The 14,536-nt window shown below is 60.2% G+C and carries 12 protein-coding genes and 1 tRNA gene; 8 read left to right on the top strand and 5 right to left on the bottom strand.

Annotation, left to right across the window (positions count from 1 at the left end):
• Positions 1-3: 3 nt before the first annotated feature.
• Positions 4-573 (top strand): hypothetical protein, encoded by a 570-nt coding sequence (locus tag FHT76_RS22180; RefSeq protein WP_183861014.1) that lies wholly within the window; start codon positions 4-6, stop codon positions 571-573.
• 383 nt (positions 574-956) lie between these two features.
• Here the strand turns inward: FHT76_RS22180 and FHT76_RS22175 are convergent, their stop codons facing one another.
• Positions 957-1,976, bottom strand: a complete 1,020-nt coding sequence (locus tag FHT76_RS22175; RefSeq protein WP_183861012.1) for an alcohol dehydrogenase — start codon at positions 1,974-1,976, stop codon at positions 957-959.
• Positions 1,977-2,284: 308 nt separating this feature from the next.
• On the opposite strand from FHT76_RS22175, the gene FHT76_RS22170 reads away from it, so the two are divergent.
• The 3 genes from FHT76_RS22170 (at position 2,285) to FHT76_RS22160 (ending at position 4,160) form a co-directional block, all read left to right on the top strand.
• Positions 2,285-2,473, top strand: coding sequence for a hypothetical protein (locus tag FHT76_RS22170; RefSeq protein WP_016554582.1), 189 nt, complete (start codon positions 2,285-2,287; stop codon positions 2,471-2,473).
• 1,149 nt (positions 2,474-3,622) lie between these two features.
• Entirely contained in the window at positions 3,623-3,820 is a 198-nt protein-coding gene (locus tag FHT76_RS22165) for a hypothetical protein (RefSeq protein WP_183754461.1), read from the top strand.
• 97 nt (positions 3,821-3,917) lie between these two features.
• Complete coding sequence (locus FHT76_RS22160; protein WP_183754463.1) at positions 3,918-4,160, top strand: hypothetical protein; 243 nt, start codon at positions 3,918-3,920, stop codon at positions 4,158-4,160.
• A gap of 174 nt (positions 4,161-4,334) precedes the next feature.
• Here FHT76_RS22160 and FHT76_RS22155 read toward each other — a convergent pair whose 3' ends face one another.
• Positions 4,335-5,177, bottom strand: a complete 843-nt coding sequence (locus FHT76_RS22155; protein ID WP_183861010.1) for an SDR family NAD(P)-dependent oxidoreductase — start codon at positions 5,175-5,177, stop codon at positions 4,335-4,337.
• Positions 5,178-5,358: 181 nt separating this feature from the next.
• Positions 5,359-5,434, bottom strand: a tRNA-Ile gene (locus FHT76_RS22150).
• Positions 5,435-5,589: 155 nt separating this feature from the next.
• Here FHT76_RS22150 and FHT76_RS22145 point away from each other — a divergent pair.
• The 3 genes from FHT76_RS22145 (at position 5,590) to FHT76_RS22135 (ending at position 7,744) form a co-directional block, all read left to right on the top strand.
• A complete protein-coding gene (locus tag FHT76_RS22145) occupies positions 5,590-6,333 on the top strand; it encodes an SIMPL domain-containing protein (RefSeq protein ID WP_183860982.1) in 744 nt (247 codons plus the stop codon).
• Positions 6,334-6,582: 249 nt separating this feature from the next.
• Positions 6,583-6,966, top strand: a complete 384-nt coding sequence (locus tag FHT76_RS22140; protein WP_183754473.1) for a hypothetical protein — start codon at positions 6,583-6,585, stop codon at positions 6,964-6,966.
• A gap of 286 nt (positions 6,967-7,252) precedes the next feature.
• The gene (locus FHT76_RS22135) at positions 7,253-7,744 is read left to right on the top strand and encodes a heme-degrading domain-containing protein (protein WP_183754475.1); all 492 of its coding nucleotides are present in this window, start codon (positions 7,253-7,255) and stop codon (positions 7,742-7,744) included.
• A gap of 112 nt (positions 7,745-7,856) precedes the next feature.
• Here FHT76_RS22135 and FHT76_RS22130 read toward each other — a convergent pair whose 3' ends face one another.
• Together FHT76_RS22130 and FHT76_RS22125 are read right to left on the bottom strand one after the other, a co-directional pair.
• On the bottom strand, positions 7,857-9,110 hold the full coding sequence (locus tag FHT76_RS22130; protein ID WP_183860980.1) for a D-arabinono-1,4-lactone oxidase: 1,254 nt from the start codon (positions 9,108-9,110) through the stop codon (positions 7,857-7,859).
• Between the two features lie 136 nt (positions 9,111-9,246).
• Positions 9,247-10,506 carry an AGE family epimerase/isomerase gene (locus FHT76_RS22125; RefSeq protein WP_259129496.1) on the bottom strand — a complete coding sequence of 420 codons (1,260 nt, stop codon included), beginning with the start codon at positions 10,504-10,506 and terminating at the stop codon, positions 9,247-9,249.
• A gap of 172 nt (positions 10,507-10,678) precedes the next feature.
• Between FHT76_RS22125 and metH the strand changes: the two genes are divergently transcribed.
• Positions 10,679-14,452: a methionine synthase gene (gene metH / locus FHT76_RS22120; RefSeq protein WP_259129498.1), complete on the top strand. Its 3,774-nt coding sequence runs from the start codon at positions 10,679-10,681 to the stop codon at positions 14,450-14,452.
• Positions 14,453-14,536 lie beyond the last annotated feature (84 nt).

Here is a 14,536-nt window from a genome sequence, read left to right as displayed (position 1 = left end):
ACTATGAAGGATTTCTCGTCGTCATCATTGGATGTCTCATCCGCGAAACGCGCCACTTGGAGAACGAGACTTGGCCTGCCGCTGCTTTGCGCAGTCACGCTGTTTGCGGGCACGACAGTTGCGCAACAGCCGACGGATGCGCAGCGCAACGCCATCAAGTCCGCCTGCCGCAGCGATTTCCTATCGAATTGCTCCGGCGTCACGCCGGGCGGCAAGGAAGCGCTCGCCTGCCTGCAGCAGCATGAGGCGTCACTGTCGTCCGGATGCAAGCAGGCGATCAGCGCGCTCGGCGGAAGCGGCAAGGCCGCTACTCCGAAATCATCGTCCGACGCATCGACAGCCCCGGCAACGCCGGATAGCGGCACGCCCAAGGCCGCCGCGCCTGCTGCCGCAGCCGCACCGGAACTTTCGCCGCGCGAGGAGATGGTCATTGCCCGCGAGGCGTGCGGGCCGGACTTCCGATCTTACTGCCGTGCTGTTCCGCTCGGTGGCGGCCGCGGCATCGCCTGCCTGAGGGAGAACATGTCTCGCCTGTCGCCAGGCTGCCAGAAGGTCTTGGCGCACGGGCTCTAATTCGTCGCGTGTCCCATTTCCGAAACCGGTGCGCAGATGCGCCCGATTCGCAGCTTGGTCACAAAGTCGTCAGACCTAAGTCCGACTAGCCAAGCGGACTGTCGGCACTAACTGACCCTTGTCCTTCTGCCCCGAAGGATGAGGGAGGCTTTAGGATGTCGCGGACCAACCCTCCTTCAGCCTCCCTCTTTTCGATCGGACCTTTGTCCAACTTCCCAAGTAGCTTCACTCAGCCTAAGTTATTGTTGTCCTTCCGCCAAAAAGGACGCACAGGGGTACCTTCGGGTCCCTGAGGGCTCGAGAGGATCACCGCGGGTAGGCTGACCTCTCGGCTCTCCCGCTGTCGCATGCAAACGTGAAGTTTCGAACTCGCCCAAGCTCAGCTATTTGCCGGTCGTTATGACCATCCGGAACCGCGCCGCCCCACTCATCATTCGCTCATAAGCCTCTGCGGCCCGCTCCAGCGGCATGGTTTCGATCATCGGACGAACGTTGGCGAAAGCGCTGAATGCGAGCGTGTCTTCCGAGTCGCTCGATGTCCCAGAGGGCCATCCCTGAATTCCGCGACGACCGCCAATCAAGAGGAATGGCGAGACTTCAATCGGCTCGGATGAAGCGCCAAGCACTATCATCTTGCCATTGACTGCCAATCCACCAAGCACCGCGCTCATCGCCTGTGAATTGGTGACGGTCGACAGGATCACGCGGGCTCCGCCGAGCTTGCTCAATTCGGCGGCGACATCCTGCGTGGTGCTGTCAAGATAGCGATGAGCTCCGAGCTCACGCGCCAACGGCTCCTTGTCGGCACCCCGCGCAATGGCGATCGTGCGACAGCCCATTTTCGCGGCGAATTGCACGCCAAGGTGGCCGAGCCCGCCGACACCAAGCACGGCAACCGTATCGCCCGCCCGAACGCCGCTGTTGCGCAATGCGTTGTAAGTGGTGATCCCGGCGCACAGAAGGGGCGCGGCCTCGGCGGCATTGAGTTCATCGGGGATTACGGCCAAGGCTTCAAACGGTGCGACCATATACTCCGCATAACCACCGTCATAACTGATCCCCGGAATTTGTGCCGTCTCACAGGTCACGAAATCGCCCCGGCGACAGGAGGAGCAGTGCCCACAATGACCGCCGTGCCAGCCAACTCCGACGCGTTGGCCCGCCTTCCAACGCGGCACGCGTTCGCCGACTTGGTCGATAACGCCGACGACCTCGTGGCCCGGTATGCGCGGGTAGGCGATGCCGGGAAAGGCTCCCAATACAGTGAAGGCATCGCTATGGCAGACTCCGCACGCTTGAACCTTGATCAAGACCTGGCCGGCAGCGGGGGTCGGAATCTCGCGTTCGACCAGTTGCAAAGGCGCATTGGCATTTCTTACTTCGACAGCGCGCATGCTCGGCATGGAATCCTCCTCAGATTTCGTTACCTCACGTTCAGCAGGCATTGCCAATCGTATCACCGCGGCAGGCTTTCGCATGCGTGGCCGCATCTAGTGCGGTGGAGGTGTTCTTCAATCCGCTCACCCAACCGAGCATAGGGCAGGGTTTCGGCTGGCGTGGGTCAACCAAATCCAGCGTGCCGCCCTGTCGGAGGTCAATGGTACATTCCCACCAACTGCGTGGTGGTTTTCTCTCACAAGATCACGGGATCGTTGCGATAGTTGCTTTTTCTCAGGTCGTCTAGAATTGCCCGGCCTACTGGAGTCGTGTCGTGACCGAGACAATTGTGCAGCAACTGATCTTTACATTGGGCGTCGCCCGCGAAATGGCATCCTGGGAAAGTCCTGACTACGATTTTGTCATACTGCTTATCCAGCAGGCTTTGCGAGCAGCCGAGGAAGAGGCGTTGCGTCACGGTATCGTCACCGATTTTGATGCTGCATCGGAGCACCAACAGTAATCGGCAGCGTACGGTCGGAACCAATTCGCCAAAGGCGCCAACCGTACGCTCGTCGATCCGGGAGAGGCTGGGGTCGGCTCCAGGATCGACCCAACGAAAACTAGGGGAGCGCAGGCGGACTGGTATTTGCGTCTTTGCTGATGTTTCGATTTTTGTTCTTGCGCCAATTGGATGTCTTCTGATCGTAAGCGAGAATGAGGCAATGCCGGAGAGCGAACTCATCGAGCTGATTTTTGCACTTTGCTTTGCGCGCGAAATCGCCTCGCGCCGAAGAACGGCGGTCTATGAGCTCGTCATCTATCGTATCGACCAGGCCCTACGGCTCGGATGCCCTCAGCCGTGGCATTGCGATCGACGTTGATCGCACCGACGTGACCTAGGTTTAGAACTCTTAATAGCTAATACGGTCCTTAAGCTTTGAATGCCTCGCCGAGATCCATCTGAAGGCTCTGTTTCTCACCCAGAAAGGGGACCGATCACAACAAACGCGTGTAGATCGATAAGTTTCCCCTCATATACGGCAAGCGAAGAAAAAGCCCCGCAGTCGCGGGTGCGGGGGCAGAGGCGCGAGTTGCACTTTGAGGGGTTTCACTTCCCAAAGCATAGCCAAAACACAGCGGGTCGGATTTTGTTCCTGGCGTGTCCACAAAAAAGAGGCCCGCATTTTTGCCGTTCAGGCAGTTGATCGATTGGCGGAAGCGCAGCTGGTCGCCAATTCTTACCGGTGACGAAGCTTGGACCTGGTCTCAATGGGAGGCTTTCCGCCCGAGATGGCGGTCCTTCGTTCCTTCGAACTCTTGTGTATGAGCGACGCACGTACGTCATTTCGGCTTCGCACATGCGGTAATTGTCATATGATTCGAAATGCTAAAAAATCACAAAAATCAGTTGCTTGCCTTGGTTTTCTCGAATACGTTCACTTCACAGGGCAGTTCCCACTAACAGTACTTCCGGCAGCACTCCGCGGCGCTTTGACCTCACTCGAGGAGGGTGATGACGTTGTTTCTACGACTTGGTTTCTTCGCAACGGCTCAACGAGTGCGTGATCTCGTGTCGATCCGATACCGACCGACGACGACAAGCTGACTCCGTCGTCAATCCTTGATCCAATTGCTCGATGGTGCGTGCGCCCACGCCCGAGGTTTGTCTATGCGAAAGCAAGCTGTCGTATTCAACGGTCAGGAAGTCGGGATTGCGGTTCCCGTCGAAAACCGCCTCAAGTTCATCGCTGTCCGGTTCAGTGTCATTGACCTCGACAACAAGCTTTTCGATACGGTCACGGAAATCCGGCGCGCGATCACTGAACATCTCGCGTCCAGCGGTCGTCGCGCCGTCGCTTCACACTGAATGCCAAGCCGGAATCTTCGGCATCGGCTCAACAGAGATTGCAGGCTTACAAATGAGGGGCTGTAAAGCGGTCGCCTCAATCTGGGGGAGATCAGGAATGCTAGTCACGAGTATCCTTGAAACCGAATTGGCCGTGCTCTCGCTGTCCGTTCAGTCTTGGTACAGGCATTACAAGGCCAAACCGGACGACAAGAGATCGGAGATGATCTGCAGCGCGGCGCTCGACCTCTTCAATCGCGGTCATCGCACCCAGGAGGAACTCACTGGTATGCTGATCGCGCGGTTTCCTCTGGCAACCGTGGATGTTTTCATCGCTCCGGCATCCCCGGTTGTCCACTAGTCCCAACGGCCGACTCAGCGTTGCTATGGTGCCGTTTACACAGGGGGCCGCCCAAACGAGAGGCGCCGAAACGATGAAGCTGCTCAAACTTTTCCGGGTGCTCGACATCGCCGATCTATGCGCACGACGCGGTAGCGGACAGGCCGTCGAGGCTGTGCAAAGGCAGACGCGAGTTCAGCTCTTTGCAAAGTCCGCCGCTGTGAGGGGAACAGGTCGGTAGCCGTCGATGTCAGCTATGTCGTATTGCCGGCCCAGCTCTGCTGCGACCAAGGCGTGCCCGGATTTCGACATCAGCGCAGGGTCTCGCCAAAGTCCGGCAATGACGTGCCCGATAAACCTGGGGGACTCGGAGTTGGACAAGTCGAAATAATCTGCGTTCCGCATGACCGCTTCAGTGCGGACCAGACCGGGATAGAGTGCGACGGCGGCGACGTTGTGGGGACGCAGCTCGTGCGCGAAATCTGCGGCCATCTTGTCGGCAGCAGCTTTGGCGATTCCATAGATCGCATTCCCCTCGTAGAGTTGAGCTGCCCAGAATGAAATATTGACGATTAGACCGCGATGGGTTGAGATCATCATCGGCGCCACTTCCCGCGACATCATGAAAGCAGCCTTCAGTGCAGTGCCGATCATGGCGTCCCATCGCCGGCTTGGTTGCTCCCAGAACGGTCGAGGCCAGGTGAATTCGCCATCCTCGACCATACCTTCATAGCCGGGCCACGCATTGTTCACCAGAATATGCAGCCCGCCGCCGGTTCGGATCCCCGCGGCCACACGCTCGGTTTCGGCGTCGTTGCTGTGGTCACAGTGATGAATGACAACTCGTCCGGGTAGGTTCGCGGCCTCAAGCTCCAGCCCTTGGAGCGATCCGGCGCGGTTACCCTCGGGACCCGCCTCTACCTCGGAAAACGTCCTGCCAGTAACGTGTACCGTGGCTCCCTCGGCGAGCAAAGCAAGCGCAATCCCGCGGCCGACGCCACGGCTTCCGCCCGTCACCAATGCGACGACATCTTTCATGTCGGATAGCCTCCCTCTTGCTCGGGAGCTTTTGTGCGCGAGCGCGTTTGAACAGTCAACGACAGCGCGTGAAGGCCACTCCATCCTGGCCGACCTGGACGTTCCTATTAAGGCCGCGCATGAGTTTCGATCCGTCGCCCAAAATGGCACAGGCGAAGCGCGCAGAAAACTCTGAAGAGAGTGGTGGGCCCGGAGGGACTCGAACCCCCAACCAAGCGGTTATGAGCCGCCGGCTCTAACCATTGAGCTACAGGCCCGGCGGCAACGTCGCTGCCGTGTCCGGCGCAATGGTTCCCCGGAACGGGTTTCGCTCTAACGCAATTCTGCAGCGGTCACAAGGGACTGCCGCAATAGCTTCACAATCAATCGGCAAGACGACAAACGAGACTTCACAATCACGGAGTGAAATATCGTGTTGCCTAACACCAGAACAATCGCCTTCAGCCTTCTGCTGAGCCTTCCGACCGCTGCTGCCACGGCACTGCCGACGCTGGCTGCCGATTCCCAGTCTCGCGAGCCCGTGATTTCCGTTAGCGGCGAGGGCCAGGCCAGCGTAGCGCCCGACATGGCGGTGCTCAACCTTTCCGTTGTGAAGCAGGCAAAAACCGCACGTGAAGCGCTCGACGAGAACAATAAGGCGATGAGCGAGGTGCTGGCTGCGCTGAAAAAGGCAGGTATTGCCGAGCGGGATCTCCAGACCTCCGGCTTTTCCGTGCAACCGCAATTCAATTATCCGCAATCCAACGATGGCCAGCCCAAGCCCCCGGAGTTGATCGCATACCAGGTGTCCAATTCGCTGAGCGTGCGTGTCCGCGACCTGTCCAAGCTCGGCGCCATCCTCGACGAGGCGGTTACGCTCGGCGTCAACCAGGGCGGCGACATCCAGTTCACCAACGACAAGCCGGAGAAAGCGATGGAGGAGGCACGCAAGAATGCCGTTGCCAATGCCATCGCGAAGGCGAAGACGCTTGCCGAAGCCGCCGATGTCAAGCTCGGCCGCGTGGTCGAGATCACCGAGACCCTGCCGCGCCCGCAGCCGGTGCCGGTTTTTCGGGCAGCAATGATGAAGGAGGGGGCCGACTCAGCCGTTCCCATCCAGGGCGGTGAGACGAGCTACAACATTACCGTCAACGTGACGTTTTCGATCGCGCAATGATCGTCGGGTGGCTCGGCCGCCTTCCATTTGAGATTAAACGGCCATTGATATTCGCTGCAATATCAATGGCCTATTTCTTTTCTACGGTGCGCGGGAACCGTGAGGCCGATAAAAGGCTTTCTCACGCATATATTACACTATAACATAGATCGTGTTATTCGGTCCCGCAGGGGAAACCTGAGTTCTGCTTCCCACGTAGCTGCCCGGCCGAAAAGGAGGAATGGCACTAGCCCTAAAGAGGAGACAGACATGACGAATGCCTTGCCGCCGCTTCACAATGGACACGCCCCGTTCACCCTTCAGGAACTCTTCCGCGAAGCACTCTATGCCTTCGAAGAGTGGGATACGGAACTCACGGAACCAATCGTCACCTTCGAAGGACGCGTCGTTCCCATCAGCCAGGTCTTTGAAGCGATGCGCCAATGCGACGATATCGTTCCGATGAATATCGTCGGGGCCGTCACCGAACGGCTGACAAAGCCTTGGGAAGGCGAGGGACCGCTCGACCAAATGAGTTTCTCGACCGCCGCCCGCGTCATGGGCGTCCTGGTTCGCAAGCGCCTTCTGGCCAACGGCGTGCCTGAAATCGCCGCCGTTGCGGAACAGACGGCTGAACGCCACGCCGACAGTTGAGTGGCGGACTGCGGTGATCCGTCGCGCTTCCGGCATGAAAATCACAGGGGCATGAAGGACTGCTTGAGGCCGGCGCAATTGTCTGCGCCGGCCCCCGCCGCGTTATGTGGTGCGTCAATCCATTTTGTGGCCGGTGCCGATACGACTGCGCTAGACCGCGATGCCGACAATCCGCGATCATTCACAATGCTCTCCTGTAGCTCTAGGGTATCGCCACGATTCTGCTTTACTTTTCCCTTCCGCTTGCATTTGTTCAGAAAAAAGCATTGCAGGAGAGGGAACAAACATGACCATGCCCGATGAAGACCTCGGACGGATCGCCGACCAGGAGAGGCTGCTAAGCTTCGACACCTTCGATCTCACGACGGCATGGCAGCTCGGCAGGCTCCTGCAGGAACTCGCGAGCGAACGCGGTCTCGGCGTCGCGATCGATGTCACGCTGCATGCAATGCCGGTTTTCTATGCCGCGCTCCCGGGCGTTACGCCGGATAACGTTCAATGGGTACGGCGCAAGCGCAACCTGGTGCTACGCTATTTCAGAAGCAGCTATGCAATCGGCCTCGACCTCAAGCAGAAGGGCAAGACGGTTGCCGACAACGGCCTGTTGGATGCCGACTATGCGCCACACGGCGGCAGCTTTCCGATCAATGTAAAGGGCACCGGCTGCATTGGAGCAGTCACCGTCTCCGGCTTGCCACAGCGCGACGACCACAACCTTGTGGTCGAGGCGCTCGCCCTGATGCTGGCGAAGGATCTCGACGCGTTGCGTCTGGCATGATTGCCATTCCAGCTGGCGTAGTTTGAAGCGCGAGCTCTGTGCTGCCAGCGATCCCTTCCGGAGAAAGTTGCAGTTCGATCAGGTCGAGCCAAACCTCGTTCGCGGCCAGCGCTTAGCCTTCACCTGAGCCGAATACGACGGTTTCCAACCACGGGTTGGAGAACGTCCGCTCCGGATCCATCCGGTCTCGGAGGCGGGCAAATTCGGCAAGCTTTTCATATTTGCCGCCGACGTGGTGGCCCGTGAAAACCTTGCCCCAGTGTGGCAGGGGCGCGAAGGGCGACAGCGCCTGCTCAATGTGCCTCGCAGCCGCGTTCACCGCGTCTTGATCCCGAGTCCAGGTGAAGTGGATCGAGAGCGTGTCGCGGCGATATTGCGGGCTGAGCCATAGTTCATCTGCCGCAACTGTCCGGAACTCGGCCGCCTGCACCAGATGGGCAAACTTCTCACGGATCGACAGCAGAGCGTCGATGGAAGCCGCTCCGTATTCCCGTGGGATGTGGAACTCGGACTGTATCTCCTCGCCGTTGCTCGGCGTGAAGCCCATCTTGAAGTGCGGTAGCCTGTCGGACCAGCGCCCATACTGCCCGAGTTGTTCGGTGGAGTTTTGTGCATCCAATCCGCTTATCGGATGCCGGTTGACCGTTGCGCGCGTTGCACCGTGGATGTCCGCAGGCCATTTATCGTCTGATGCGGTTCTCTTGACCCAGATCGACCCCACTTGCTGGCCCCATTGGGTGAACACACTGACGCTGTAACCCAAAGCCATGATTTCATCGAGGTTAGCCAAGAGCTTGTCCCAAGCCAATCCGTCGTAGACGCACTGCGCGACCTGAAACTCCGGCTGAACGTCAAGCGTCACACGTGTAACGACACCAAGGGCGCCGAGGTGCACGACCATGCCGGCGAAATCGGCATCGCCGCGAGCAACTTTCATCAGGCGGCCGTCGCCAGCGACAATTTCGAGTCCTGAGACCGCCGTCGCCAGATTGCCGTTCCGATTGCCCGAGCCGTGCGTCGCTGTTGCGATCGCTCCGGCGATGGAGATGTGGGGTAGGGAGGCCAGGTTGTGAACGGCCAGACGATGGCGATGGAGGAAAAGCGCAAGCTCGCCATAGGTGCAATGACCGGCAACGGAAACTTGCGTTCCGTCACTCTCGACGAGAGGGTTGATTGGCAGATCGGCGAGCGACAGGGCAACTTCGCCATCCGCGATCGCATTGAACGAGTGGCCGGATCCCAGCGTCTTTATCTTTGGCGATCGCGCCACGATTTCGCAAACCGCGTCCAGGGAAGACGGGTATAGGCAGTCTCGGAATCCATAGTGAAAGCTGGCCGCCCAATTGGCCGTTGGGATAAGCGTCATACAAAACCTCGCACCGATCTGTTTTTCAGCGCACAATCATTCCGGCTGCTTGTCGTCGCTTGGCGACAGTGGGCCAGCGTCGTGGCCTGCGCTCGAAAATAATGGTCAAGCGCCACGGAGGTGGCGCTTGCTCAAATCAGATTTTGCCGCCCGCTTCCGCGATGACCTTGGTCAGGCTGCCGGTCGCCGGGAAGAGGGGGATCAGGCATGCCTGCAGGGCGTGGTAGATGTCGCCCTTGCCGGGGAAGAGGCTGTGCGAGGGAACGAGATCCTCCGTCAATTCCTCATGCCAGCCGCCGTTCTTGTGGTCGATGAACGAGCGCTCGATCACGTTCCAGATCCTGCGGTAGTGTTCCTCGTGGTAGTCGCTCGGCAGGTGATCATTGAGGAAGTGCGCGGCAGCGGCGCCTTCGCAGGCCGGCCACCACAGCTTGTTGCGCTTGGCCGGCTTGTCGTCCCAGTCGAGCGTATAGAAGAAGCCACCCTTTTCGTCGTCCCAACCGAGCGCGATCGACTGCGAGAAAAGGCTCCTGGCCGCATCCGGCATCCACTCCTGCTTCTTGCCGCCGAGCACCCAGAGCTGGAGGAGGAGGCGTGCCCATTCCAGCCAGTGGCCGGGCGTTGTGCCTGCCGGCCGGAACATCTCGTTTGGATGATAGTAGTCCTTGTCGAGGCTCCAAGCCGTGGTGAAATGCTCGCCGACGCGCCAGCCGACGGAACCGGCAGCGCGACGGATGACGAGGTCGGCGATGCTTTCGGCCTTGGCGAGATAATCGCGATCACCCGTCGCCTCGAAGGCGGCCATCAGCGCTTCGGTGAGATGCATGTTGGAGTTCTGGCCGCGGTAGTTGCCGCCGTCGAGTGGCTGCCATTCGGCGGTGAACTCCTCGGCAATTGCGCCGTGCTTGGCTTCCCAGAACTTGGTGTTCAGGACCTCGGTGATGTCGGCAAGCATGCCGTCGGCCAGCGGATGGCCGATCGTCTTGGCGGAAGAGGCCGCAAGCAGCACGAAGGCGTGGCCGTAGCCCTGCTTGTTGGTGTCGACCGGGCCATTGTCATCAAGCGACCAGAAATAGCCGCCGTTTCTGGTGTCGCGGTGATGGTTCCAGATGTACTGCATCCCGTGGTCGACGACGTCCGAGGCGCCCGGGCGACCGAGCAGGGTGCCGATCGCAAAGCAGTGGACTGCGCGCGACGCGATATGGATCGGACGGACCTGGCCGGCGGCATCGAGCGGCTTGCCCGCGTCGTCGAGATCGAAGAAGCCGCCCTTGGGATTGATGGAATTGTGCTGGAAGAAATCGAAGAGCCCGTTTGCCTGCGCAAGCAGCCAGTTGCGGTGGTAGCTGCGGGTGGTCCAGTTTCCGAGCGCGGCGTCGCCGTTTGCAGGTGCCATGATACTCCTCCGATTTCGTGCACAAAGCCTTTGCAACCGCCTATATAGAGGCCGCCCGAGTCTGTCATCTGCCAAGCGCCGCAAAGGCGCCACATGACACGGATATATTGACATAAAGATATCTTTATGTGATTGGACCATCTGGTCCGTAACGACGTCAAGGAGTCCGCCCGTGTTTGATACTCTGTTTGGTTCCGAAGGGGCAAAGCGCGACGGTAGTGAAGTGTTTGCTGCGCTGAAGAAAGCCGCGAGCGAACGCATCCTCGTTCTTGATGGCGCCATGGGCACGCAGATCCAGGGTCTGGGCTTCGATGAAGACCATTTCCGCGGCGATCGCTTCATCGGCTGCGCCTGCCACCAGAAGGGCAACAACGACCTTCTGATCCTGTCGCAGCCGGATGCGATCGAAGAGATTCATTACAAATACGCCAAGGCCGGCGCTGACATCCTTGAGACCAACACCTTCTCGTCGACCCGCATCGCGCAGGCTGACTACGCGATGGAAGGCGAGGTCTATGCGCTGAACAAGGAAGGCGCCGAGATCGTGCGCCGCGCTTGCATCCGCGCCGAGCGCGAGGATGGCCGTCGCCGCTTCGTCGCCGGCGCAATCGGCCCGACGAACCGCACGGCCTCGATCTCCCCTGACGTCAATAATCCCGGCTTCCGCGCCGTCACCTTCGATGACCTGCGGGCGGCTTATGCGGAGCAGATCGACGGCTTGATCGACGGGGGGGCCGATATTATCCTGATCGAGACGATCTTTGACACGCTGAATGCGAAGGCCGCCATCTTTGCCTGCGAGGAGCGCTTCGAGGCGAAGGGCATTCGCCTGCCGGTCATGATCTCGGGCACGATCACCGACCTTTCCGGCCGCACGCTCTCCGGCCAGACGCCGACCGCCTTCTGGAACTCGGTGCGTCACGCCAACCCGTTCACGATCGGCCTGAACTGCGCGCTCGGCGCCAACGCCATGCGTCCGCACCTGCAGGAGCTGTCGGGCGTTGCTGACACCTTCATCTGCGCCTATCCGAATGCCGGCCTGCCGAACGAGTTTGGCCAGTATGACGAGACGCCGGAGCTGATGGCGGCGCAGATCGACGAGTTCGCCCGCGAGGGTCTCGTCAACATCGTTGGCGGCTGCTGCGGCTCGACGCCTGAACACATCAAGGCGATCGCCGAGGTGGTGGCGAAGTACAAGCCGCGCCCGATCCCCGAGCATCGGCCGTTCATGTCGCTGTCGGGCCTCGAGCCGTTCGAGCTGACCAAGGATATTCCTTTCGTCAACGTCGGTGAGCGCACCAACGTCACTGGCTCCGCCAAATTCCGCAAGCTGATCACCAATGCCGATTACACGGCGGCGCTCGACGTGGCGCGCGATCAGGTCGAAAACGGCGCGCAGATCATCGACATCAACATGGACGAGGGCCTGATCGATTCCGAAAAGGCGATGGTCGAGTTCCTGAACCTGATCGCCGCCGAGCCGGATATCGCCCGCGTGCCTGTGATGATCGACAGTTCGAAGTTCTCGATCATCGAATCCGGCCTGAAGCGGGTGCAGGGCAAGCCGATCGTCAACTCGATCTCGCTCAAGGAAGGCGAAGAGAACTTCCTGGCGCAGGCGAAGCTGCTGCATGCCTATGGTGCGGCTGTCGTCGTCATGGCCTTCGATGAGACCGGGCAGGCAGACAGCTACGAACGCAAGGTCGAGATCTGCGCCCGCGCCTACAAGCTGCTCACCGAGAAGGCGGGCTTCCCGCCTGAAGACATCATCTTCGATCCGAACGTCTTCGCGGTCGCGACCGGCATCGAGGAGCACAACAACTACGGCGTTGACTTCATCGAGGCGACCCGAACGATCCGCAAGACGATGCCACTGGTGCATATTTCGGGCGGCGTGTCGAACCTGTCCTTCTCGTTCCGCGGCAATGAGCCGGTGCGCGAGGCGATGCATGCCGTGTTCCTCTACCACGCCATCCAGGCGGGCATGGACATGGGTATCGTCAATGCCGGCCAGCTTGCCGTCTATGACCAGATCGACGCGGAATTGCGCGAGGCCTGCGAGGACGTGGTGCTGAACCGCCGCAGTGACGCGACTGAGCGGCTGCTCGAAGTGGCCGAGAAATTCCGTGGCGGGGCTGCGCGCGAAGGACGCGTGCAGGATCTCTCCTGGCGCGAATGGTCGGTCGAGAAGCGTCTCGAGCATGCGCTGGTCAACGGCATTACCGAATATATCGACGCCGATACCGAAGAGGCGCGCCGGAAGGCCGAGCGTCCGCTTCACGTCATCGAAGGCCCGCTGATGGCCGGCATGAACGTGGTCGGCGACCTGTTCGGCTCCGGCAAGATGTTCCTGCCGCAGGTCGTCAAGTCGGCGCGCGTGATGAAGCAGGCTGTGGCCGTGCTCCTCCCTTACATGGAAGAGGAGAAGCGCCAGAACGGCGGCGACGACCGCAAGGCTGCCGGCAAGATCCTGATGGCGACCGTCAAGGGCGACGTCCACGATATCGGCAAGAACATCGTCGGCGTCGTGCTCGCCTGCAACAACTACGAGATCATCGACCTCGGCGTCATGGTGCCGGCGACGAAGATCCTCGAGACCGCCGTTGCCGAGAAGGTTGACGTCATCGGCCTGTCGGGCCTGATTACGCCGTCGCTCGACGAGATGGTGCATGTCGCCGCCGAGATGGAGCGTCAGGGTCTGGACCTGCCGTTGCTGATTGGTGGCGCGACGACGAGCCGTGTCCACACGGCCGTCAAGATCCATCCGGGCTACAACAAGGGTCAGGCTGTCTACGTCACGGATGCGAGCCGTGCCGTCGGTGTGGTCTCGACGCTGCTGTCGCCTGACAATCGCGACGGCTACGTGGCCGACATCCGCGCCGAATACGCCAAGGTGGCGGCGGCACATGCGCGCAGCGAGGCCGAGAAAGTGCGTCTGCCGCTTGCCCGCGCCCGCGAAAATGCGCAACAGGTCGATTGGGCGGTCTATAAGCCGACCAAACCGAGCTTCCTCGGCACCAAGGTGTTCGACGGCTACGATCTCGCTGATATCGCCAAGTACATCGACTGGACGCCGTTCTTCCAGACCTGGGAGTTGCGTGGTCGGTTCCCGGCTATTCTCGAGGATGAGAAGCAGGGCGAGGCCGCTCGTGCGCTATGGGCCGATGCGCAGGCGATGCTGAAGCAGATCATCGACGAGAAGTGGTTCCACCCGCGTGCCGTCATCGGCTTCTGGCCGGCGAACGCGGTTGGCGACGATATCCGCCTGTTCAAGGACGAGAGCCGCAAGGACGAGCTTGCAACCTTCTTCACGCTGCGCCAGCAGCTGTCGAAGCGTGACGGCCGGCCGAACGTCGCGCTGTCGGACTTCGTTGCGCCGGTCGAACGCGGCGTTCAGGACTATATCGGCGGCTTCGTCGTCACGGCCGGTATCGAGGAGGTCGCGATCGCGGAACGCTTCGAACGCGCCAACGACGACTATTCGTCGATCCTCGTGAAGGCGCTGGCCGATCGCTTCGCCGAAGCCTTCGCCGAGCGCATGCACTTACAGGTACGTCGCGAATACTGGGGCTACGCCAAGGACGAGCATCTCAGCAATGAGCAGCTCATCACCGAGGAATATGCCGGTATCCGCCCGGCACCGGGTTACCCGGCACAGCCTGACCATACCGAAAAGAAGACGCTGTTCGGCCTGCTCGATGCGGAGAAGGCGGCTGGGGTGACGCTCACCGAGAGCTATGCGATGTGGCCGGGCTCTTCCGTTTCCGGCATCTACATCGGCCACCCCGATTCCTACTACTTCGGCGTCGCCAAGGTGGAGCGGGATCAGGTCGAGGATTACGCGAACCGCAAGGGCATGAATGTTGCGGAGGTCGAGCGCTGGCTTGGGCCGGTTCTTAACTACGTGCCGCGCAAGCGCGACGAGGAGATCGAGGACGCGGCCTGATTGGCTGCGTCTTCAGTATTTGATTCAACGGCTGCATTGATTGATTCAGGTTTTCGGCGCAAAGCACTGATTCTGAATCGAAAG

Source organism: Rhizobium sp. BK176, assembly GCF_024808055.1.
Note: the sequence above shows the minus strand (reverse complement) of the source record. Positions and strands in the feature narration are given on the sequence as shown.

Bases quoted from the DNA above. Each gene is read 5' to 3' on its own strand.
- FHT76_RS22180 (WP_183861014.1), top strand. From the start codon at position 4: ATGAAGGATTTCTCGTCGTCATCATTGGATGTCTCATCCGCGAAACGC.
- FHT76_RS22175 (WP_183861012.1), bottom strand. From the start codon at position 1,976: ATGCCGAGCATGCGCGCTGTCGAAGTAAGAAATGCCAATGCGCCTTTG.
- FHT76_RS22165 (WP_183754461.1), top strand. From the start codon at position 3,623: ATGCGAAAGCAAGCTGTCGTATTCAACGGTCAGGAAGTCGGGATTGCG.
- FHT76_RS22160 (WP_183754463.1), top strand. From the start codon at position 3,918: ATGCTAGTCACGAGTATCCTTGAAACCGAATTGGCCGTGCTCTCGCTG.
- FHT76_RS22155 (WP_183861010.1), bottom strand. From the start codon at position 5,177: ATGAAAGATGTCGTCGCATTGGTGACGGGCGGAAGCCGTGGCGTCGGC.
- FHT76_RS22140 (WP_183754473.1), top strand. From the start codon at position 6,583: ATGACGAATGCCTTGCCGCCGCTTCACAATGGACACGCCCCGTTCACC.
- FHT76_RS22135 (WP_183754475.1), top strand. From the start codon at position 7,253: ATGACCATGCCCGATGAAGACCTCGGACGGATCGCCGACCAGGAGAGG.
- FHT76_RS22130 (WP_183860980.1), bottom strand. From the start codon at position 9,110: ATGACGCTTATCCCAACGGCCAATTGGGCGGCCAGCTTTCACTATGGA.
- FHT76_RS22125 (WP_259129496.1), bottom strand. From the start codon at position 10,506: ATGGCACCTGCAAACGGCGACGCCGCGCTCGGAAACTGGACCACCCGC.